General features: G+C 49.3%; 22 protein-coding genes and 1 other annotated feature. Of the genes, 8 read left to right on the forward strand and 14 right to left on the reverse strand.

Annotation, left to right across the window (positions count from 1 at the left end):
- Nucleotide 1: 1 nt before the first annotated feature.
- The 6 genes from QQZ12_RS09035 to QQZ12_RS09060 form a co-directional block, all read right to left on the reverse strand.
- A complete protein-coding gene (locus tag QQZ12_RS09035) occupies nucleotides 2-613 on the reverse strand; it encodes a hypothetical protein (protein ID WP_102992265.1) in 612 nt (203 codons plus the stop codon).
- Between the two features lie 113 nt (nucleotides 614-726).
- Nucleotides 727-1,890 (reverse strand): 30S ribosomal protein S1, encoded by a 1,164-nt coding sequence (gene rpsA / locus QQZ12_RS09040; protein WP_022738438.1) that lies wholly within the window; start codon nucleotides 1,888-1,890, stop codon nucleotides 727-729.
- Nucleotides 1,891-2,003: 113 nt separating this feature from the next.
- A complete protein-coding gene (locus tag QQZ12_RS09045) occupies nucleotides 2,004-2,594 on the reverse strand; it encodes a lysophospholipid acyltransferase family protein (protein ID WP_102992264.1) in 591 nt (196 codons plus the stop codon).
- A 3-nt stretch (nucleotides 2,595-2,597) separates the two neighbouring features.
- The gene (gene cmk / locus QQZ12_RS09050) at nucleotides 2,598-3,266 is read right to left on the reverse strand and encodes a (d)CMP kinase (protein ID WP_102992263.1); all 669 of its coding nucleotides are present in this window, start codon (nucleotides 3,264-3,266) and stop codon (nucleotides 2,598-2,600) included.
- Between the two features lie 294 nt (nucleotides 3,267-3,560).
- On the reverse strand, nucleotides 3,561-4,907 hold the full coding sequence (gene ypeB / locus QQZ12_RS09055) for a germination protein YpeB (RefSeq protein WP_102992262.1): 1,347 nt from the start codon (nucleotides 4,905-4,907) through the stop codon (nucleotides 3,561-3,563).
- A gap of 122 nt (nucleotides 4,908-5,029) precedes the next feature.
- Nucleotides 5,030-5,191, reverse strand: a complete 162-nt coding sequence (locus QQZ12_RS09060; RefSeq protein WP_181352947.1) for a hypothetical protein — start codon at nucleotides 5,189-5,191, stop codon at nucleotides 5,030-5,032.
- A gap of 124 nt (nucleotides 5,192-5,315) precedes the next feature.
- Here QQZ12_RS09060 and QQZ12_RS09065 point away from each other — a divergent pair, with 124 nt between their 5' ends.
- Nucleotides 5,316-6,287, forward strand: coding sequence for an asparaginase (locus tag QQZ12_RS09065; RefSeq protein WP_102992261.1), 972 nt, complete (start codon nucleotides 5,316-5,318; stop codon nucleotides 6,285-6,287).
- A gap of 63 nt (nucleotides 6,288-6,350) precedes the next feature.
- Nucleotides 6,351-7,628 (forward strand): NCS2 family permease, encoded by a 1,278-nt coding sequence (locus tag QQZ12_RS09070; RefSeq protein ID WP_102992260.1) that lies wholly within the window; start codon nucleotides 6,351-6,353, stop codon nucleotides 7,626-7,628.
- A 41-nt stretch (nucleotides 7,629-7,669) separates the two neighbouring features.
- On the opposite strand, the gene QQZ12_RS09075 is transcribed toward QQZ12_RS09070, so the two are convergent.
- A complete protein-coding gene (locus QQZ12_RS09075; protein WP_102993813.1) occupies nucleotides 7,670-8,650 on the reverse strand; it encodes a YpdA family putative bacillithiol disulfide reductase in 981 nt (326 codons plus the stop codon).
- Between the two features lie 75 nt (nucleotides 8,651-8,725).
- A complete protein-coding gene (locus QQZ12_RS09080; RefSeq protein WP_102992259.1) occupies nucleotides 8,726-10,009 on the reverse strand; it encodes a Glu/Leu/Phe/Val family dehydrogenase in 1,284 nt (427 codons plus the stop codon).
- 132 nt (nucleotides 10,010-10,141) lie between these two features.
- Here QQZ12_RS09080 and QQZ12_RS09085 point away from each other — a divergent pair, with 132 nt between their 5' ends.
- On the forward strand, nucleotides 10,142-10,858 hold the full coding sequence (locus QQZ12_RS09085; RefSeq protein WP_102992258.1) for a PIG-L deacetylase family protein: 717 nt from the start codon (nucleotides 10,142-10,144) through the stop codon (nucleotides 10,856-10,858).
- Nucleotides 10,859-10,916: 58 nt separating this feature from the next.
- On the opposite strand, the gene QQZ12_RS09090 is transcribed toward QQZ12_RS09085, so the two are convergent.
- Both QQZ12_RS09090 and QQZ12_RS09095 read right to left on the reverse strand, forming a co-directional pair.
- On the reverse strand, nucleotides 10,917-11,516 hold the full coding sequence (locus tag QQZ12_RS09090) for a genetic competence negative regulator (RefSeq protein ID WP_102992257.1): 600 nt from the start codon (nucleotides 11,514-11,516) through the stop codon (nucleotides 10,917-10,919).
- Between the two features lie 173 nt (nucleotides 11,517-11,689).
- A complete protein-coding gene (locus tag QQZ12_RS09095; RefSeq protein ID WP_102992256.1) occupies nucleotides 11,690-12,268 on the reverse strand; it encodes a CPBP family intramembrane glutamic endopeptidase in 579 nt (192 codons plus the stop codon).
- 125 nt (nucleotides 12,269-12,393) lie between these two features.
- Here QQZ12_RS09095 and QQZ12_RS09100 point away from each other — a divergent pair, with 125 nt between their 5' ends.
- Entirely contained in the window at nucleotides 12,394-12,603 is a 210-nt protein-coding gene (locus tag QQZ12_RS09100; RefSeq protein ID WP_022738423.1) for a ferredoxin, read from the forward strand.
- Nucleotides 12,604-13,047: 444 nt separating this feature from the next.
- Here QQZ12_RS09100 and QQZ12_RS09105 read toward each other — a convergent pair whose 3' ends face one another.
- The 3 genes from QQZ12_RS09105 to QQZ12_RS09115 all read right to left on the reverse strand — a co-directional run bounded on the left by QQZ12_RS09105 (nucleotide 13,048) and on the right by QQZ12_RS09115 (nucleotide 14,800).
- Nucleotides 13,048-13,668, reverse strand: a complete 621-nt coding sequence (locus QQZ12_RS09105; RefSeq protein ID WP_102992255.1) for a hypothetical protein — start codon at nucleotides 13,666-13,668, stop codon at nucleotides 13,048-13,050.
- A gap of 27 nt (nucleotides 13,669-13,695) precedes the next feature.
- Nucleotides 13,696-14,265 carry a C39 family peptidase gene (locus QQZ12_RS09110; protein WP_102992254.1) on the reverse strand — a complete coding sequence of 190 codons (570 nt, stop codon included), beginning with the start codon at nucleotides 14,263-14,265 and terminating at the stop codon, nucleotides 13,696-13,698.
- 193 nt (nucleotides 14,266-14,458) lie between these two features.
- Nucleotides 14,459-14,800, reverse strand: coding sequence for a rhodanese-like domain-containing protein (locus QQZ12_RS09115; protein ID WP_102992253.1), 342 nt, complete (start codon nucleotides 14,798-14,800; stop codon nucleotides 14,459-14,461).
- A gap of 125 nt (nucleotides 14,801-14,925) precedes the next feature.
- On the opposite strand from QQZ12_RS09115, the gene QQZ12_RS09120 reads away from it, so the two are divergent.
- Nucleotides 14,926-15,420 (forward strand): inorganic diphosphatase, encoded by a 495-nt coding sequence (locus QQZ12_RS09120; RefSeq protein ID WP_102992252.1) that lies wholly within the window; start codon nucleotides 14,926-14,928, stop codon nucleotides 15,418-15,420.
- A 48-nt stretch (nucleotides 15,421-15,468) separates the two neighbouring features.
- Here the strand turns inward: QQZ12_RS09120 and QQZ12_RS09125 are convergent, their stop codons facing one another.
- Nucleotides 15,469-17,616 (reverse strand): ATP-dependent helicase, encoded by a 2,148-nt coding sequence (locus QQZ12_RS09125; protein WP_284724316.1) that lies wholly within the window; start codon nucleotides 17,614-17,616, stop codon nucleotides 15,469-15,471.
- Nucleotides 17,617-17,780: 164 nt separating this feature from the next.
- Nucleotides 17,781-18,027, forward strand: a binding site (T-box leader).
- Nucleotides 18,028-18,091: 64 nt separating this feature from the next.
- Here QQZ12_RS09125 and QQZ12_RS09130 point away from each other — a divergent pair.
- From QQZ12_RS09130 to QQZ12_RS09140, 3 genes are all read left to right on the forward strand, one after another.
- Complete coding sequence (locus tag QQZ12_RS09130) at nucleotides 18,092-19,246, forward strand: pyridoxal-phosphate-dependent aminotransferase family protein (RefSeq protein WP_284724291.1); 1,155 nt, start codon at nucleotides 18,092-18,094, stop codon at nucleotides 19,244-19,246.
- Nucleotides 19,239-20,819, forward strand: coding sequence for a phosphoglycerate dehydrogenase (gene serA / locus QQZ12_RS09135; RefSeq protein ID WP_102992249.1), 1,581 nt, complete (start codon nucleotides 19,239-19,241; stop codon nucleotides 20,817-20,819). The genes QQZ12_RS09130 and serA overlap by 8 nt, the downstream gene beginning before the upstream one ends.
- A gap of 100 nt (nucleotides 20,820-20,919) precedes the next feature.
- Nucleotides 20,920-21,606, forward strand: a complete 687-nt coding sequence (locus tag QQZ12_RS09140) for an SDR family oxidoreductase (protein WP_102992248.1) — start codon at nucleotides 20,920-20,922, stop codon at nucleotides 21,604-21,606.
- Nucleotides 21,607-21,635 lie beyond the last annotated feature (29 nt).

Here is a 21,635-nt window from a genome sequence, read left to right on the forward strand (position 1 = left end):
TTCACTCTTCCTTTCGTAGAGGAATCCGCATCCATTTCTCATGAACGTTGGCGGCAAACGCTCTTAACCGGCGCCATCCCAACATCACCAGCAACGAAAGCCATACCGTATCCAAAAAATCACCTGACCCCCAGATCAGCGGCATCAACATCTCACGGTGAAAAGACGCAATCCACACATGCAACATCACACTTCCACAAAGGACACAAGCCAGATGCTCTTTGACACTTCGGGAAAACAAGCCGCCAACACCCACAAACACTGCAACGCAGAATAAGCGGAACAGAGGATCAGCCCAATCGGTGGCGATCCGGGCATATTCATGCCACAAGAAAAGCGCTGTTCCCGAAAACACCCCGAAACTGATCATTACCGTTGCCCTGGACAAGCAGAGACGGCCAAACGTAACGGCCATCCCTCCCAGCAACACGACAGACCCTGGGTGAATCCACCACGCCTCTTTCATGGCAAGAGGCGGACTAGAAGTCAGCCACCAAGCGGTCACGGCCAATCCATATGCCCATTTGCGGGGCCAATCCGTTTCCAGCCATCCCGCCCAATACAAGATGATCAAAATGAGCAAACACAATTGTGCCAAAATGCCGGGAGCCATTTTCCGATTTCCTCCAGACGCAGGGGGATTTTTTTTAGTGTCACTCCGCTAGCACTTTTTTAAGCAAAAAAAGAACCAGCCAAAATCTGGCTGGTTCTGACAAAAGCTGATTGTTATTTCAAATTGCGCAACTCGGGATACATGTCACCCAACGTTACGTTCAATCCGCTAGCCGGTTGTTCTTGTTGTTGTTGCTCCATTACTTCTTTTACTTCTTTGCGCTCCTCTTCCACCTCAACATCTTTGATGCTCAAGCTGATGCGCTTTTGTTCTGGAGCCATTTCAAGCACTTTCACTTGCACTTCTTGGCCTTCCTCCAACACTTCAGCTGGGGTAGCCACATGGCGGCGGGAAATTTGAGATACGTGAACAAGCCCTTCCACGCCCGGGAACACTTCTACGAATGCACCGAAGGAAACCAAGCGTTTTACGGTGCCTTTAACCACATCACCGGCGGAGAGTTCTTTGGCCACTTTTTCCCATGGACCTTCCTCGGTTTCTTTAATGCTCAAGCTGATGCGCTCTTGTTCGCGATTTACTTTGAGCACCTTCACCTTCACTTTGTCGCCTTCTTTTAACATATCTGCCGGATGTTCAACGCGATGCCAAGCCAATTCGGATACGTGAACCAAGCCATCCACTCCGCCGATGTCGACAAACGCCCCGAAATCGGTCAAGCGTTGAACAGTTCCTTCCAGTACTTGCCCTTCTTCCAAAGAAGCGAGCACAGCTTCTTTTTTGCGGTTCAATTCTTCTTCCAACACCGCTTTGTGAGACAAGATGCATTTGTTTTTCTCAGCGTCCAGCTCAATCACTTTCAATGAAAGCTCACGGCCTTTGTAATCGCTGAAATCTTCCACGAAATGCAACTCAACATGGGAAGCCGGAATGAAGCCGCGCACACCAACATCAACAACCAAGCCACCTTTGACAATATCAGCCACGGTCGCAGTAATCACTTCGCCGCTTTCAAATTTGCGTTGCAACTCTTCCCAGGACTTTTCAGCGTCGACGGCTTTTTTGGAAACGATCAATTTATCTTCGTCTTCCTTGATGCGAATCACTTTCACATCCAGCTCGTCGTCAACATTCAAGACGTCAGCTACTTTATCCACATGCAAACTAGATAATTCTGAAATCGGCAGGATTGCCTCCGATTTGTAACCAATGTCCACCAACGCTTGATTTTGTTCTACGCTAACAACTTTCCCTTTCACCACATCTCCTACTTGGAATGTAGCGACTTCAGTCAATTCAGATTTCATCTCTTCTGCCATGAACATGCCCTCCTCATTCTCCACACTGTCAAAAAAATATCTAAATCAAATTATATGAAGGAAAGATCTGGATGAAAAAGGTGATTTGCGCTCACCTTTTTCATACGATCTGATTACCTGTGTTGATCAATCATTTGCTTAATCCGCAACATGACCAGCTCGGTAAGTTCGTTCGCAGCATCGGTTCCGGCTTTGCCTTCCGTGTACGCCACCGTGTCGATCGGCTCCCCGATGATCACTTTGGTCTGGCGAAACAAACGGTATGGACCGATGATCGCCACAGGGATCATGGGCGCTTTGCCTTTCATAGCGATCAGCGCAGCTCCGACGTGGGCTTTTCCGAGTTCACCCGTTTTGGAGCGGGTTCCTTCGGGAAAAATCCCCAACACGTGTCCATTTCGAAGTAGCCGGATCGCATGCTTAACCGCTCCGCTGTCGCCTCCGCCCCGCTTCACCGGAAAAGCATTTAATTTCGGAAGAATTTTACCGATGATCGGGATACGAAACAACTCTTCTTTGGCCATGAAATGGATTTCGCGCGTGTCGATGAATCCGCCTACCACCGGCGGATCAAAATTACTAATATGATTGGCGCAGATGACGGCGGGCCCTTGTGACGGAACATGCTCCTTTCCAATCACTTTCACCCGGAACAACATGTGCAACAGGTGTTGTGCGATACTGCGGATCTTCGTATAGAACATATCTTACTCCCCACCGCCTAATTTGTGACGGCAAAGTTGCATAATGCTTTCAACAATTTCATCGATCGAAAGATGTGTCGTGTCGATAAGCACAGCATCTTTGGCCTGTTTAAGCGGAGCATACTTGCGCGTGCGGTCGTTTTCATCGCGGCGCCGGATCTCTTCCCTCAGCCCGTCCAAGTCCACGTCCGCCCCTCTGGCTTTCAACTCTTTGTACCGTCGGAGGGCACGTTCTTCAATGGTGGCGGTCAAAAACACTTTCACGTCTGCTTCCGGCAAAACATGTGTGCCAATATCCCGCCCATCCATTACTACGCTCTGACGTGCGGCAATATCCCGCTGCTTATTCACAAGGATGCGGCGCACCCCTGGCATTTTCGCGATGGCCGACGCCAAGCTCGAAATTTCTTGGGTTCGGATCTCTTCTTTCAACAATTGGCCGTTGACCATGACCCCTTGAGGATGAAGGGAAAAGTGAAGCTGTTCCGCCAACTGTGTGACCGCTTCTTCGTCAAACACATTTAAATTCTCCTGAAGCGCTTTCCAAGCGATGGCTCGGTACATGGCCCCGGTGTCGACATAAGACAACCCAAGGCGGCCTGCGACTCGGCGAGCCACCGTACTTTTGCCGGCTCCAGCCGGTCCATCAATCGCTACTTGCAACTGTTTCATCTACCTAACAAATCCTCCCTAAGTCGGGATGAAAAACAACCGAGCAGGGTGCGCCTGCTCGATTGGAGATACTTATTCGATTTAAATCGACGCCAAGTAAATCCCTATCGAAATCTTCGACCCCAACAGCCTATCTACTATGTATTTCTTTTTGACAAATCTATTAGGATCCCATAATTGGTGCCATGGTTCATAGAGTAAAGAAATCCTGTTTAAAGAATAACATAATTTTGTCACACATGCAATGAAAACAATTAAATGAGCCGATTGTATTATATCGGCCCATTTAAAATATTAAATTCGATTTCCATTTGCTTTCTCTATCCGGTCGACATATTCTTCTTCGCCTGTATCGGCATTGATAAACAACCGGTATTGTTCTCCGTTAATCGTCCCCAAAAATTCATGGCACAGGACTTGGCGACCGTTGCGATCGTAGATCACAGCCAGATTGTTCTTGGTCAGTTTCAGGTGGGGATTCACTTGCTTCCGCGCTTGGGTTGCGCTTAATTTCGGTTTGCGTTTGGACCAATCCATCTTATTGAAAACATATTCATCTGCTTGCAAACCCATGACTTCCCCATTGTCCAACGCCACTTTTACAGCCAGTGACTCGGGGTAGATGTACACGTCGCCCTCTTTATGGACAAAATTAAACGAGGCGATGTTGGATACTTCGTCATAAGAAATCGGGGTCATGTTTTTATAACCAATCCGATTGAGGAAGCGGGTCGCTCGGTTTAACGCTTGATCCAAAGTCAACCGTTTTTTCGTGACAGGCCGGTCAAACACCATCCATATGATATGACCGTCAATGGTCGTCAGATCTGTGTACACTTCCGTCTTGTTGCGCCCCTCATATCTGACGCTATAAGTGGGGTAATCCCCTTTTTTGTTTCGGGTCACATGCATCCCTTTGGTGGATTCGCGTCCAAATGCATAAGCGACTCGCTGTTTGGCTTGCTCCGGCGTGATCAGTTTCCCTTTCAACTGCTTCACCCGTTCCCGTTGGCGAATTTCCATGTTGTTGACGGACGGACCCCAATCCACTTCCGGAAATTCTTGCACCACTTGATTCACTTTCTTAAACCCGTCGATAATGGTGTTGTCCATTTTCTTGTCTTCTGACGCCACCGCCAATTCCACGTCCATCCAACGCAGGTTCCGGTTGATCACTTTGCTCTGCAACGCTGCCATATCATCACGGATATGTTTTGCTTGCTGGTATAGATCACTCAATGTCTTCCATTCTTTGTCGCTGAGCGGCTCCTTATCCAAATCCCGGATGCCTACTTCATAGGCGAAATTTCCAACGCGAGACAAAAATTTTTCCGCTGAATCAAACGGCATCAACGTCAATGGCAATTGGCCGATGTCGCTTTGCGCCGCATACGCCAGACGCCACACGTTGGTCATAGACGTGCTCAATTGGCGCCGCGAATTAAGGGCGATCGATTTCCCCAATTCTCCTTGTAAACGATCCATGCGGTCATTCAAATCATGGAACGCGCGTTGGTATTGGTTCTCCGCTTTGATCAACACGGAATTTTTGTCTTGATGCTCCATATAACCCCATGCGGCTGCGGCGATGAATGCGACAGCCACAATTGGCAATAAGATCGCTGCCATTCGTTTGTACATGACATCACGTCTCCTTTGTTGTCATGCGTTCTTCTAAGATTCTTTTGGTAGTCTGAACGATGCGCAAACGAAATATGCAATGCGTGCCACAAAAAACGGAAGCCTAGTTCAGACTTCCGCTTTCACAATTTTTCCCTCTCTATTTGAAAATCGTCGTCATTGTTGCACAGGCAGCGCTTAAAACCCGTTTCTAACTTGCCTTTTTTCATCCGTCCCTTTAAAATGAAACGTTCACCACATTGATTGCAATTGATGGTAACCACATATTTTTCATTTTCGCTCATATGTATCACCGCCTTCTTCCCTCCCTATTATTGACATGGGATGATGGGTTCCATACGATAGAAAATGGCAACCTAAAATAGAAAGGTGGAAAAGGATTGTCATCATGCCGACAGTCTGCCATATATGAATAATAAAGTGATTGTCATTACCACTGGTGGGACGATCGCCATGAGTGAGAGCATGGAGTCGCAAGGGGTCAAACCGCAGGATCCCCAAGCGTTGCAAAGCGCCCTGCCGTTATTGAACCAATACGCAAAAGTGGAAATGGATCATCTTTTCAACAAGCCGAGCCCCCACATCACCCCGGCGGATATGTTCCTGATTGCAGAACGCGTGAAAGAACATCTGGACCGGGGTGCCAAGGGGATCGTGATCACGCATGGAACCGACACGTTGGAAGAAACGGCTTATTTCCTGCATCTGGTTCTCGACACTGACAGACCCGTGATCGTTACTGGGGCCATGCGCAGCTCCAATGAACTGGGGGCGGATGGGCCTGTGAATATGGTCAACTCCGTCCGCGTGGCCGCACACGAACAATCCCCGGGGCGCGGCGTGATGGTCGTCTTCAATGACGAAATTCACACTGCCCGGGATGTCACCAAAACCCACACCAGCAATGTGGCCACCTTCCAATCACCCGGTTTGGGGCCGGTCGGCCTAGTAACCAAAAAGGAAATTCGCTTTTTCCGAGATTCGGTAAAAGAGCCCCGCTTCCCTCTTGCGATGCCTTCACACCAAGTCGCTTTGATCAAAGTGGCGGCTGGCATGGATGACAGCCTGATCGCATGGGCGGTAGAGCGCGGATTTGACGGCATCGTGTTGGAAGCGCTGGGACAGGGAAATTTGCCTCCCGCCATGTTGCCCGGGCTAAAACGCGCGCTCGCCAGCGAGATTCCCGTTGTGCTGGTGTCCCGTTGTTTCAATGGCTCGGTGCAGGACACGTATGAATATGAAGGAGGCGGGAAACAACTAAAAGAGCTTGGTTTGATCTTCTCCAACGGCATCAATGGCCAAAAAGCGCGGATCAAACTGATGCTCGCCTTGTCAAAAACAAAAGACGCAACCGAATTACAAAGCTATTTTCAGTATTGATTTGATTGTGCGCTCTATCAGAGCGTGGGTGGGCGAGGGAGCATTAGCAAAGAAGGAAGGAAATTGAAAGGATTACATTCGATTTTTCGATTAGAATCACACAACACATCTATTCGTACAGAATTTTTGGCCGGCTTAACTACATTTTTCACCATCAGTTACATCATCATCGTCAACAGCTCTATCATCTCCGAGACGGGGATCCCTTTTGAAGCAGCTCTTTTGGGAACCATCTTCACTTCATGCCTCAGTTGCCTGCTGATGGGATTATGGGCCAACGCCCCCATCATCATCGTACCAGGCATGGGTGTCAACGCGTTTTTCACATATACCATGGTGCATGAGATGGGCCTCTCCTGGCAAGAGGCGCTAACCGCAGTAACCCTCTCTGGCATCCTGTTTACAGTGATCACCTTTACTCCGCTGGCCACTTGGTTGAGCACAGCGGTACCAGCCGCCTTGAAAAAGGGGATGACCGTCGGCATTGGCTTACTCATCACCTTTATCGGGTTACAAAAAGGCGGATTAATCATCAGCAATGAACAAACGTTCGTCAGCATCGGCAGCCTCCATCAACCCAAGGTGTGGATCACGCTGTTCAGCCTTGCACTGTTGATCATTCTCTTTGTGCGCAAGGTACAAGGCGCGTTTTTGATCACGCTGGTGTTGGCGACGGTGATCGCGTTAATCGCCGACCCTTCATCCGTCCAGGGAGAGCCAGCTCCCCTTTCATTTGAACAGTATGTTCCATTGCTAGGCAACTTTGCCTTGGCAGGGTTGGGCAAACTCACTTTCTGGGTGGCGACATTCACGCTAACCATGATTCTCGTGTTTGAAAATATGGGATTGTTGCAAGGACTGTTAACTGACAAACAAAAGTTTCCCGCCGCTTTTCAAGCTAGTGCCCTATCCAATATCATGGCTGGGCTACTGGGAACGAGCGCAACCATATGCGCCTTGGAAAGCGCCACTGGCACCCAATCTGGGGGGAGAACGGGCTTGACCACCATTACGGCGGGCGGTCTCTTCTTGCTCTCGCTGATCCTCATTCCCTATCTGAAATGGATTCCAGAAAGTGCGGTGGCTGCCATCATGATTGTGGTTGGCGGATTGATGATGCAAGAGGTGCAAGCGATCCCGTTCGGTGATTTTACGGAGGGGTTGCCGGCTTTCATCACTTTTGCATTCATCCCGTTCACCTACAGCATTCCCACCGGCATCGCGTTTGGCTTCATCACCTACGCTATTTTGAAAATCGCGGCCAAACGGGCGAGGGAAGTGCCGATCTCATTTTTTATCATCGCCTTGTTATTCATGATTCAACTTGGTTTGCACGGATAAAGAAAAAAAGCGATTTCCGGCTCTCGGAATCGCTTTTTCGCTTATATGCGGGCCACCTTCCGTTTGTCCCGGATGTGGCGCGCGATGGAACGCCCATGGTAACGTCCATTTTCGATAAACACTTTGGTTGCATCATGCCCTGTGGCAATCACTCCGGCCAAGTACAATCCTGGCACCGTCGTTTCCATATCGTCGGACAGCACCGGTACGCCCGTCTCTTGATCGATTTGCCCTCCCAATCTCTCCACGAAAGTCAGGTTGGGCCTGTACCCCGTCATCGCAAACACCGCATCCGCCTTGATTTCCTTCCGTACGCCTTTTTCTTCAACCACCACAGCCTCTGGAGTGATTTCACGCACTTCCGTTTCCCAATGCATATGGATGCGTTCTTTTTCGATGGCCGCCTCGATCAAGGGTCTCACCCACGCCTTAACACTGTCGTGAAAGGCGCTTTTACGGTAAACCATATGAACGTGCGCTCCCACTTGATGCAAATCCAATGCCACATCAATCGCGGAGTTGCGTCCGCCGATCACCACCACCCGTTCCCGGGCATAAGGGTGGGCATCGTGAAAATAATGCTTTACATGGGGCAAATCTTCGCCCGGAATATTCAACATATGTGGATTGTCATAATACCCGGTGGCCAACACGACATTTTCCACCTCATATATGCCACGCCCATCCCGCTTGGACGTAATTACGCGAAATCCGTTTTCTATCCGCTCGATCTCCACCACTTTTTCGTATGTGTGCAGTTCCAAGTGGTGCTTCTTGACCACGGTCCGAAAGTATGCCAACGCTTCATGCCGGGTTGGTTTTTCATTTACTGTCGTGAATGGGATGCCCCCGATTTCCAAATTGTCAGCCGAGCTAAAAAAAGTCATCGACAGCGGATAATGATATATTGAATTCACCAAACAACCTTTCTCAATGATCAATGGATTCAAGCCCACTTTTTTTAACTCAATCGCGGCTGAAAGCCCACAAGGGCCCGCACCCACCACAATTACATCAAACATACTGTCACCTCCAACGATGCAAAAGAAGAACACCCCTTCATTCAAGGGTGTTCTCCTCACCACTCCCTTATTATACTATACCCAACCGCGGAAACGTGATGCTTCCGCCATTTTTCTCACACCCACCATATACGCGGCAAGACGCATGTCCACTTTGCGGGTTTGAGCGGTATTATAGACGTTTTCAAACGCACGCACCATAATGTCTTCCAATTTTTGCTCTACTTCTTCGTCAGACCAGTAATACCCTTGGTTATTTTGCACCCACTCAAAATATGAAACGGTCACGCCACCAGCGCTGGCCAATACGTCCGGCACCAACAAGATGTCACGCTCATGAAGGATTTTGGTCGCTTCCAACGTGGTCGGTCCATTAGCCGCTTCGACGACAATGTCTGCTTTGATTCGATCGGCGTTTTTAGCGGTGATCTGATTTTCAACCGCTGCTGGAACCAGGATGTCGCAATCGAGTTCCAACAACTCTTGGTTAGTGATGGTGTCTTTGAACAATTTGGTGACGGTTCCAAAAGAGTCTCGGCGATCAAGCAAGTAGTCGATGTCCAACCCATTCGGATCATGCAAGGCCCCGTAAGCGTCAGAAATACCGATCACTTTGGCTCCTGCATCATGCATGAACTTCGCCAAGAAGCTACCAGCATTGCCAAATCCTTGAATGACGACGCGTGCGCCTTCGATGCTGAGGCCGCGTTTTTTCGCTGCTTCGCGGATCATCAGGGTTACGCCTTTGGCCGTAGCCGTTTCGCGACCGCGGGAACCGCCCAACACCAATGGTTTACCGGTGATGAATCCCGGGGAGTCAAATTCGCGGATACGGCTGTATTCATCCATCATCCACGCCATGATTTGCGAGTTGGTGAACACGTCCGGAGCCGGGATGTCTTTCGTCGGCCCCACAATTTGGCTGATCGCACGCACATAGCCGCGAGACAAGCGTTCCAGCTCGCGGAAAGACATATTCCGCGGATCGCAGATGATGCCGCCTTTGCCTCCGCCGTAAGGGAGGTCGACAATGCCCGCTTTCAAACTCATCCAAATTGATAGCGCTTTCACTTCTGATTCAGTTACATCTGGATGAAAGCGCACTCCACCCTTAGTTGGACCTACGGCATCATTATGTTGAGCGCGATATCCCGTAAACACTTTTACAGTGCCGTCATCCATGCGGACGGGAATCCGAACGGTTAATACACGCATAGGTTCCTTTAACAATTCGTACACAGACTCTGGATAACCCAGCTTATCCAACGCTTTATGAATTACTGTTTGCGTGGATACCAAGACATCCATATTTTCACGCTGTTCCTCTTGACGACCTGCAGCAACAGACTGTTGTTCCATCCTGACCACCTCAGAATTAAATACTAACTGCTAAAAAGACCAGTATTCAGTATACAATAATACACTAAACAACCAAAGAATGTCTCTGTTTTTACGTATATTTAAAAACAGACGCACCAATAAGGTATAATAATGCAAGAAAACCCAACTGCTATGAAAGGATTTGACTCGAAAATGTACCAACAAGTTCTGTATTGTTTTGCCCATCCTGATGACGAAACATTTACTTGCGGCGGTACCATCGCCCGCTTCCATGCAGATGACGTCCGTCAAACGCTCTACTGCGCCACTCGTGGTGAAGCAGGGAAAACAGGACAACCACCACTTTGCACACAGGAAGAGTTAGGTGATGTCCGTGCGCAAGAACTGGCTCGGGCCTGTGATGTTCTTGGTATAGATGAGTGCATCCTGCGGGATTATGGAGACGGACAATTGAGCCAACTCCCTTTCCAACAACTCGTTGACGATTTGTTTAAGATCATGGAAAGCATCCGCCCAGATCTCATTATCACCTTCCCGCCGTCTGGCATTTCTGGCCACCTTGATCATCAGATCATTCAACAGGCTACCTTGGAAGCAGTAAAGAAAACTACATTCCCTACCAAACTTTACTATAACGTCATACCAGAATCAATCGCTCATTTGCATTCTGGAAAAATCCATACGACACCAGATGAATACGTATCCATGAAAATAGATGTGACCCCATTCCGCGCTAAAATCGCCCAAGCGCTACGCGAACATAAAACCCAACATCTTTCAATTGATCGCGTCTTTCCAGGTGTGCGTGATGGTGATATCAACCGCTTGCGTTCACATGAATATTATCAACTAGTTATACAAAAATAAAATTTTTTATACAACAAATTAATAACACACCCGGTTGTTACGGGTGTGTTTATTTATCTCATCCAAAATATTGACTGATTTGGTTGATCGCATCGTTTTCACACACAACTTTGCCATACTCGGTCAGCATTGCCTCTGTCACCGTGGACACTTCACCATACTCCGACAGCATGGCAATCAACGTATCCACCTGACCCTTGGACAAATTCTTCTCTCCACCAAACAGCAAATAATAGCGGTTTTGGTAGGCAAATAGCTGCCCTCCTTGCATAGCATGGGCTTTCATGCGCACAGCCGCTTGGACTACGTCTTCGAAGTCGTTAAAACGGAAAATGATGTCGTCCGACTCTTCCATCGTCACTTCTAACTCGTACATTTCTTCCGTTTGTTCAAACTCATCGACTTCTGATTTCGGAGTCCGGCCACGGGTAACCACAACCACCATCCCTTGTGCGGGAAGGGCGAAAACTTCGACAGCTACTGGCCCAACCACTTCAAAACCCAATTCCTGATATGCGTGTTCCATCATGTCATTAAAGAGTTCATGCACTTTCGGAATATCTCTCCACATGTCCTCTTTTTGAATCCCACGATCAGCCAAATCGTCGAGAGTCAAGAAAAAGCGCACCTTATCCCCGTCTAAACGCTCGACACGCATGGCCTACCCTCCCTCGCCGGAGACTCCCACATTCAGAATATGAGGGACTGAATCTCACTGTTACGCGGTCAAGTCTCCTATTTTTCTTTATATCAATCATACACAAAAATGGCTTTCCTTGCATAGTGTATTCGCATTTTTTTCAGGGCATTGCCAACCCTAGGGCCACATACTCATCCCTTCGCTCCATACCGCAAGTAACATCCCATCACGAAATCGACAACCGCATGGGCGATCACTGCTGGGGCAAGATGACCCGTCCATTCGACCATCAGGCCAAAGACTGTTCCGACTCCGGTGACAAATACGACCAGTACCCATTTTTTTAAGTATCTGGTGTGTACAAGCGCAAACAAGAGTGCCGTTCCCCACACCCCGATCCAAGCCTGCACCAGACCGCGGAACAACAGCTCTTCCCCGATGGCTGCCATCACGGCGATCAACATGATATGCCACCAAGGACGACGCGCAAACAATAATTGGTTTAATCCCCCGTCATCAAAATGGTGTTCAGGCAACAAACGGATCAGCACAAACTCCATGGCCACGATGAATCCACCGACGCCGACACCCACCAGCCACATGTGGATCTCGGTAAACGGAGCCAATTCAACATAAAGTCGATTTTTCCACCATAAATATGGAACACTCAATAAAATAAACAGCAGTTGCGTAAAATAAAAACTAATCAAGATTAATCGCTCCTGCTGGCTCCGCTGATCACAGGTGATGCCGTTCAGGTCTTCGCTCATATCGCCCCTCCTTTTTCTTGATTTACTGATTGCTCCTTGAAATCGGACACAATTCCGTCTACAATGAGGGGTGGAAGTGGACTTAACTCATTATTGGGATATATACACGGGAGGAGATTTTCACTATGCGCACATGGGTAGATAAAGATACTTGTATCGCATGTGGAGCTTGTGGCGCAACCGCTCCGGATGTTTACGATTACGATGAGGATGGCATCGCATATGTGATCCTCGATGACAACACCGGAACGGCAGACGTACCAGAAGAACTTCATGATGACGTTCGCGATGCACAAGAAGGATGCCCGACCGACTCCATTAAAGTAGAAGAGTAATTCGTCAAAACCATGTTGTTCACACGGTGCATGTAAGCAAGCGGTTTGGCTTCACTCACGCACCACGTGCTGTCAACAAGCGGTCAACCCAGATCGCTCACATACCAGAACAACGATGAGCCACCTCTTGCCAGGTGGCTTGTTCTTTTTCGCACATACGCCGTTCAAGTACGACCTTTAAACATGCCCACCTTATAATGATAATGACTATCATTATCTTCGTCAACTCAGTTATTCATTCCCCTACGTTCACCCTCAACCCTATCTATGACCTTCAAAATCTCCATAAAAAAACCTTAGCCCAGAACAATACCGAGCTAAGGTTGTTAAAGTATAATTGGAGCCGCTGGCTATTTTGCATCAGACTCGCTCTAAAACCCAGAAGCTAAGTCATCTGAAGTCTTACCACCGGGCTTCTCAGCAGTTTCTATGATTCGTCAACGGTTACTTTAGCAACTCTTTCATCTTGGCGATCACATCGGTGGAAGCAAGCTGCTTGCCAGCGGGCATGTTTAATATTTGAGCGGCGCCTTGGCTCAGATAAACGTGTTCACCCTTGCTGGTTTTAGCGACGAAGATGCCTTGTCCCACAAATTCAAAGTAACGGATTTGGTTCTCTTTTTTCACTGCTTTTTTCGCAGCTTTGTACATGTTCATCAAATCTTTGCTGCGGTTTTTCCCACCCATTTTGATTGGTTGGACATCATCGGCGACAACTATGCCTTCGGGTTGCTCGCCTTTCATCATAAACCAGAGTTTCTCTTTGGTCGGTTGCAACATACCAATCAGGCTGGTTCCTTCATATGATTTGATTACGTTGGCATCGGGTGTGCGGAAAATCGGAATAGAGAAAGAAGAGAGTTGGAGTCCTTCCACAGAAGTTGCATTTTGAGGCATTAATGATTTGCCCTGTTTCGGGGATTTTTGCGAAACTGCTGTTAGGTAATCTTGAAAAGCTGTCTTTTCAGGTTGGTCCGAAGCGAAACCGTTGCCGATAAATCCGACCAAGCCGACGGTGGCGACAATGGCCACTGCGGGAATGATGATTTTTAAGCTTTTAAGCATGTGAAATCTCCTCCTCGATTGTTGTCATCAGTAACCAATGTCATAAATGAGCTCTCGCCAATAAAAATTGTTGTTATTTTTGAAGGCTTGATAAGTCATGTAATAATGGTCTCCATACCAAGGGTCCATATATTCGACATAGTTGTTATTATTTGAGGTGAAGTAGCCATCCAAGACAACAAAATGTCCGATGGTAGCTCCATTTGTCCACCAGATCAGGGGAATCATCGGTCTGCCGTTGTTGATTTGCGATTGGATAAATGAATAGTTGGGGTAGTACCAATTGCCATAGTAGTTGGTCCATCTGGATCTCAAGCCGTAGGTGGACAACCCTTTTTGAATCTCACTGCTAGTGGCCGGGTTATTGTAGTACCCACCTTTGACCGCATATGCGAAATTGTATTGCGAAACATTCTTGCCTTTATATTGCGAAACTGCGGCACCGCTTGCCGCCCAACACCAGTTGCTGTAATCTTGCTTGATTTCGGGTACATAAGCGCCGTACGCCTTTGCTTGATCCGGTGCCGTCAACTGGAGGCCCACCGCAGACAGCAAAGCGAAAAGAGCTGTCATCACAAAAAGTCGAATCTTATTCACTGATGCACTTCCTCTCTATGGTGATGATAGTACTGAAAAATTTAAATTCGCTTTCCAAACAAAAACCCCTCCTTCAAAAATAAAAATTGAAGAAGAGGCAACATAAATTGTCAATCATTATTAAAAACTTATTATTATATAAGAATTTATTTATTATATTTTCAGAAGGAACTTTGTCTGTTCTATGCCGCTGTCATTCTTCTTCCTGCTCCAAATAAAGCAACACTTCCGCTAAACCGCCGTCCACATTTACCACATCCGCGTAACCTTGCTGCAATAAAAAATTGGCAGCGTGTAAACTGCGAACCCCATGCGCGCACAAGAGGTAAATCGTTTTGCTCGGATCGATCTCCGTTAACCGCTCCGGCAACGAGCCAAGTGGCATGTGTTTGCAATGCTCCAAATGAACCATTTCCCATTCTGCGGGTTCGCGCACGTCGATCACTTCAATGTGGTGCGCCCCCAACTCTCCGTTCAAGTATTTCTGTGCAAACGCGCTAGGTGAGATGTGATACTTGCTTTGATCGTTTTTCATAACTGCGCTCCTTTATTGATTTATTGTTTCACAGTGTCTTTTCATTTGCTTCTTGATTCAAAACCGACTAAAATGAGGGTTGAGTGATTTTACAGCTTCATTGTACATAAAGAGGAGGAAAGCTCATGTCTAACCAATTGATTGTGGATGCTTTTATTGAGATCCCTACTGGAAGCCAAAACAAATATGAATTTGACAAAGAGAAAGGCGTATTCCGTCTTGACCGGGTGCTGTACTCCCCCATGCATTATCCAACCGAATACGGTTACCTCGAAAACACCTTGGCTGAAGATGGAGATCCATTGGACATTCTTGTCCTGACCAGCTTCCCAACCTTCCCTGGTTGCGTGATCTCCAGCCGGGTTATCGGCGTGCTGCTCATGTCCGACGACAAAGGTCCAGACGAAAAAGTATTGGCCGTGCCTGTGGATGACCCACGCTTCAATGGCGTAAACAGCTTGGATGATGTGGCTCCGCACGTCCTGAAAGAAATCGAACACTTCTTCCGCGTCTACAAAGACTTGGAAAACAAAGAAACCAACATCATCGGCTGGAAAGACGCTGCATTTGCCGCTGAACTCTACCAACAATGCCTCGACCGTTACAAACAAAATAAATAATGATCCAACCCCTTGCTTTGTGGTTTTCGTGAAGCAAGGGGTTTTTGTTCATTCCGGGCTGGACAACAGGCCCAATTGCCGTGACAGCTCATAGTGGAGGGATTGCGTTTGGCCGGGGAACCGTACCAGGATCTTTCGTCCCGGCGCCACTCCGGCAAGCGGCGTCACTTCCACAATGCTGCCCACACCGAAACGAATGTGGTTGACCGACATCCCCGGAGCCACTTCTTCACTGGCAAAGCGGAGTTGGGGCTGGGCTTTGCTCGTTGCGCGGGCAGACGTAAACACCCGGGCCGTTCGCTCCAACTCTCGCTTGCGTTCAAGCGGGGCACTCGTGGAGAAGCGCGCTCCCCCATGCCCCAATTCCTTAGCAAACGGGGACGGCGCCACTCTTTTGCCTTGTCTGGTTTGGCTGACAGAAAGCCAGCATTCCGTTTTAGCCCGAGTCATCCCCACGTACAAAAGGCGCCGCTCCTCTTCCCACGCGGCCGCTTTCCGTTGTTCCGATACCTGTAGGCTTCGGTGGTGTGGAAGTACCATCGCATGTAACCCGATGATATAGACACGGTCAAATTCCAATCCTTTTGAACGGTGAAGGGTCATCAGTTTGACAGGAGCGGTCGCATCAGAATGGCGCAATTGCCGCTCAACTTCTTGCGCATGGGCCAGGAGCCCTTGTCCATTCGCAAAATGGCGGGCCGCCAAGGCCAATTCATCCAAAGGTTCAAACAGGCTGGATTGATCACTCCCCGTTTCCTTAGCAAACGCTTCCAGATAACGGTCATAACCGATGCGTTCGCGAATATAAGCCACAGCTTCCTCGGCGTTCATCTCCGTCAAGCGCGGGACTTGATCCCGCAACTCACTCAAATACCGGACTTGGTAAGGTTCCAATCCATCTAAGCTGGGCAACGCCGCCAACAATGATCCCCCTTGTTTCTTCGCCCTTGCCCAACAAGCGTCAATCCAATCCTCATTGTAAAGATAGCGTTTAGGCTTATTGATAATCCGCACCAGCGCGTCCAGATCCTGTGGATTCCAAGCCAATTTTAAATAGGCGAACACGTCTTGAACTTGCCACCGCCGATAAAACGAACTCTCCCCCGACGCGACCATAAAGGGAATCCCTTTGCGCACCAAGGCATCAACCACCGCGCGTGCCTGAGTCGACGTTCGGTAGAGAATGGCCGTGTTCATCCCGTCAGTCAGGTGGGTTAAAATCTGTTCTGCTTCCTCTTCCTCATCAAGCGGTTCCATCCACTTCACATCCGGCCCCCTCACCCCGGTTCCCGCCCGCGGTTTCCGCTGCCGGCGGCGGTTGTGACGAATCAATTGTTCACTCGCCTGAATCAATTCTTCAGTGGAGCGGTAATTGACAGACAGAATGATCCGCGCTAGCTCGGGAAAATATTTGTTTAGTTCAAGCATAAATTTGGGGTCGCTTCCGCGGAATCCGTAGATGGATTGATCATCATCCCCCATCACAAACAAATGGCGGTGCTTCGCCGCCAATTTCACCAAGATCTCGTACTGCACCTGGTTGATATCCTGAAACTCGTCCACTAGTATATGTTGGAACTTCGTTTGCCAGTGGGAGAGCCATTCCGATTGTCGACAACATGCATGCACAGCTAAAAGAATGTCATCATAATCCCACATTCCGCGTTCCGATTTCATGCTTTCATATGCTGTATACAAATCCCGAAAGAGAATATTCTTCTGTTTTTCGACTCGCAACCGTGCCGGCAAAATCCCATTGTTTTTGCACAGCCCGATTTGGTTTAGATAAGTGGACACCGTCTCTTCATCGGTCGGTAATTCCCGCTCCGCTAACAATTCCCGCATTACAGCGGTCTGTTCGGCTTGTCCCATAAGAGGAGGAACGTTGCAACCGCTCTCGCGCAACATCTGCAAAAACAACGAATGAAAAGTGCCAACAGCCAACTCCCGGGTGCGAGCAGGCATCACTTGTTCCAATCGCTCCCGCATCTCCCGCGCGGCGGCCCGGGTAAATGTGACCAACATCAATTCGTTCGCCGGGATACCCTGCTCCAACAAATACAAAACGCGCCGAGTCAGCACAGTCGTCTTCCCACTACCCGGACCGGCAAACACCGCCGTGGGGCCGATCGGCGCGGTCACCGCCTTCCGCTGGTCGTCATTCAACCCACTTAACAACATCTCCATTCCCGACACTTGCAGCAACTCGCGTCCTCCTTTCCTTAATGTTCACGCTCATTTCGATTAGGTTATATCTTATCACAAATCAGCCGACACACTTAACCCAGAAAAAAATTTTTTTACTCTTCACAGTTGACACTACTGATTCAACATGCTAAATTAGGTATCAAATTTAGATTAGCAACGCGATGAAGGAGCCAAGCATCAATGGTGAACTCTCAGAGAGCCGATGGTTGCTGTGAATCGGCAGTTTGCCTGATGTGGAGCACTCCCGAGTGGCTGATTGAACCGCTATGAAGTAGATCAGCACGGTTGACCCGTTATCCACTAGAGTCGATATGGCAGATCATGCCCATCGACTCGCCAAGGCTGTCAGCGTGAGCCGACAGTGAATGAGGGTGGCACCACGTACCCCACGTCCCTCTGCCCAAACGAATTGGGTGGAGTAGGCGTGGGGTTTTTTATATATGACGAAGGAGGAAATACAAAGATGAATTGGCAAGATAAAGCCCATTTGCGAATTCCCGGACCGACCCCGATCCCACTTCGGATCCAGCAAGCGATGTCCAAGCCGATGATCGGACACCGCGGACAGGCGGCCTCCCGATTGTTGCAAGAATGCGCGACATCGTTGCGCGCTCTGTTTGGCACAACCCATACCCCGCTCATTTTGACAGGGAGCGGCACCTCCGCTTTGGAAGCAGCCGTAACCAATGCGGTACAACCGGGGGATGAAGCGATTGTTGTGGTGACAGGGGCATTCGGAGATCGTTTCGCCAAAATAGTGGAACGATACGGAATTGCCTTGCATCGATTGGATGTCCCGTGGGGAACCTCTTGTTCACCTGAGCAGTTGGCTACCTTCGTGCAAAACCATCCTCGGGCCAAGGCGGTATTCCTCACTTATTGCGAGACTTCTACCGCCGTGCTCAATCCCATTGCCGAGCTGGCAAAGGCGGTCCACGATCATTCAGACGCGTTGGTCATCGTCGACGGTGTCAGCTGTCTGGGCGCAGTACCCTGCCACATGGATGACTGGCAGGTGGATATCATGGTGACCGGTTCCCAAAAAGTGTTGATGCTTCCACCCGGCCTCGCTATGGTCGCAGTGAGCGAACGAGCATGGAAACGCATTGAACAGCAAACACAGCCCCGTTTTTATCTCGACCTTACTGCATACAAGCGAAGCATGGAACAACATTCCGCTCCATACACCCCGGCCGTATCTCTGTTGTACGGCTTGAAGGAAGCATTGCTCATGCTGGAAGAAGAAGGATGGGAAAACGTCTTTGCACGTCATCAACGCTTAATGCGCATGACCCGCGCGGGGCTTAGGGCACTAGGATTGCCGTTACTCACTTCCGACGATGACGCTTCCCCGACGGTCACCGCCATCGACGGACGGCAAACGGCATGGGATACAGAGTCCTTGCGCAAACACATGAGCGAAATGAACGTCACCATCGCTGGCGGCCAACAACATCTGAAAGGCCAAATTGCCAGAATCGGCCACATGGGTTACTGCGATGAGCTAGACGTGCTTACAGTCTTGGGCGTGTTGGAGATGGCATGTTTTAAAATGGGCGTACCTGTAGAGTTGGGAACTGGCGTAAAAGCAGCACAAGAGGTGATATTGCATGTATAAAGTATTGATTACCGATCCGTTGAGCGATCAGGGCATTGACAAACTGTTGCGGGCCGAAGACGTCGAAGTCGTGCGAAAAATCGGTTTGACAGGCGAGGCATTGTTGTCAGAAATCGCCACTGCCGATGCTCTATTGGTACGAAGTCAGACCAAAGTGACTGAAGAAGTGATCAATCAAGGAAGCCGGTTGAAAGTGATCGCCCGCGCCGGCGTTGGTGTTGACAACATTGATATCCCCGCAGCCACTAGAAAAGGGGTGATCGTCGTCAACGCCCCCGATGGCAACACGATCTCCACCGCGGAACACACTTTTGCCATGCTCATATCCTTGGCTCGCAACATTCCTCAGGCTCACCGTACCGTGATAAACGGGGAATGGAACCGAAAAGCTTTTGTCGGGGTGGAGTTGAACCAAAAAACGTTGAGCATCATCGGCTTTGGGCGGATCGGTTCGGAATTGGCCAAGCGTGCCAAAGCATTCCGCATGAACGTGATCGCCTTCGACCCTTATCTAACTGAAGAGCGGGCGCAAAAATTTGGCGTACAAAAAGCATCTTTCAACGAAGCAATTGCCGCTGGCGACTTTATCACCGTGCACACCCCGCTTACCAAAGAAACACGCCATATGATCAACCATGAGGTGTTCGACAAAATGAAAGACGGCGTCCGCATCCTCAACTGCGCCCGTGGTGGCATCATCGACGAAACCGCTCTTTATGACGCCATTGTTTCCGGCAAAGTCGCCGGGGCCGCTCTCGATGTGTTTGAGGTTGAACCGCCAGGCAATCACCCGTTGTTTACTTTGCCACAGGTGATATGTACACCGCATTTGGGCGCTTCCACCATTGAAGCGCAGGAAAATGTGGCGGTAGATGTGTCCGAAGAAGTGCTTCATATCCTGCGTGGCGAGCCGTTTAAAAATGCGGTCAACCTCCCTTCCATCCCGGCGGAATTGCAACAAAAACTGGCTCCTTACCATGAGTTGGTCGAAAAGCTGGGGCATTTCGTGGGTCAAATGACCACCGAGGCGATCAAAGAAATCACCATCACGTACGCTGGGGAACTGGCTGAAGGGGACGTGGCTCCCCTTACGCGGATGATGCTAAAAGCAGTCCTTTCGCATCATTTAGCAGATATCAACTTTGTGAACGCCCCCCACTTGGCCAAACAGCGCGGCATACATGTGCTGGAACAGAAATCAGGACACAGCCACGGTTTCACTCAATGGCTGAATATTGAAGTCAAAACGGACAAAAACCAGCATCAAGTCAGTGGCACCTTGCTCAACGGTTTTGGACCGCGCATCATCAAAATCGACCAATTCCCGGTTGATGTTTCCCCCAAGGGACATCTGCTGTTCATCCAGCATCGGGATCAACCGGGCGCCATCGGCCGAGTTGGCACATTGCTAGGTAGCCGGGATATCAACATCGCCACCATGCAGGTCGGTCGAAAGCAAGCAGGAGGACAGGCAATCATGATCCTCCGCATTGACAAAGCGATCCCTTACGACTTGATGAACGCTTTAAAACAAATGGATGAGATCCAATCCGTGATGGAAATCGACCTGTGAGCCTCCCTTGTCCGGCGCTAGTGAATGGGATAAACTAGCAATAGTTTGTTCATACGTGACTGGATGCGATCCGTCACGGCATCAAGGAGGACTGCCAACCATGGAACTGAACGGAAAAGTTGTCATTGTCACCGGAGCCAGCAAAGGATTGGGAAAAGCCATCACCAAACGGTTGGCCTTGGGCGGGGCGACAGTCATCGCCAGCGCCCGAAGCCAAGCCAAGCTGGAAGCAGTGGCAGAAGCCAATCCTGAGCGGATTCACCCATTTGCCTGTGACGTCACGAACAGTCAACAAGTGCAAGACTTAGTGCAATTCGCGATCCAACGTTTTGGTCGGTTGGATGTGCTGATCAACAATGCCGGCCTCGGCCACTTCGCCCCCGTTGACGAACTCACCGAGTCGCAATGGGATGAAATGATGAATGTTAATCTCAAAGGAGCCTTCCTCACTTGCAAATATGCAATTCCCCACCTCAAGGCGACGGAGGGACATATCGTCAATATCTCCAGTGTAGCTGGGACGGAAGCTTTTGCTCGCGGCGGCGGGTACTGCGCATCCAAGTTTGGATTGATGGCGTTGACCGACGCGTTGACCCAAGAATTGAAGCCGCACCATGTGAAAGTCTCCGCCTTGTGCCCCGGCTCTATCAAGACCGAATTCGGACGGCAAAAAGACTACGCGATGGAAGCGGAGCAGGTCGCTGAAGCGGTCTGGACTATCGTGTCCGCGCCCAAGGGAGTCATCTACAATACCATTATCATGCGCCCGCTGGTTCCCGCCAAGTAAAGGGGCTACAACCCAATCAGGAAAGTACG

The sequence above is a fragment of the Laceyella tengchongensis genome, assembly GCF_900182735.1.
Taxonomy (GTDB): domain Bacteria; phylum Bacillota; class Bacilli; order Thermoactinomycetales; family Thermoactinomycetaceae; genus Laceyella; species Laceyella tengchongensis.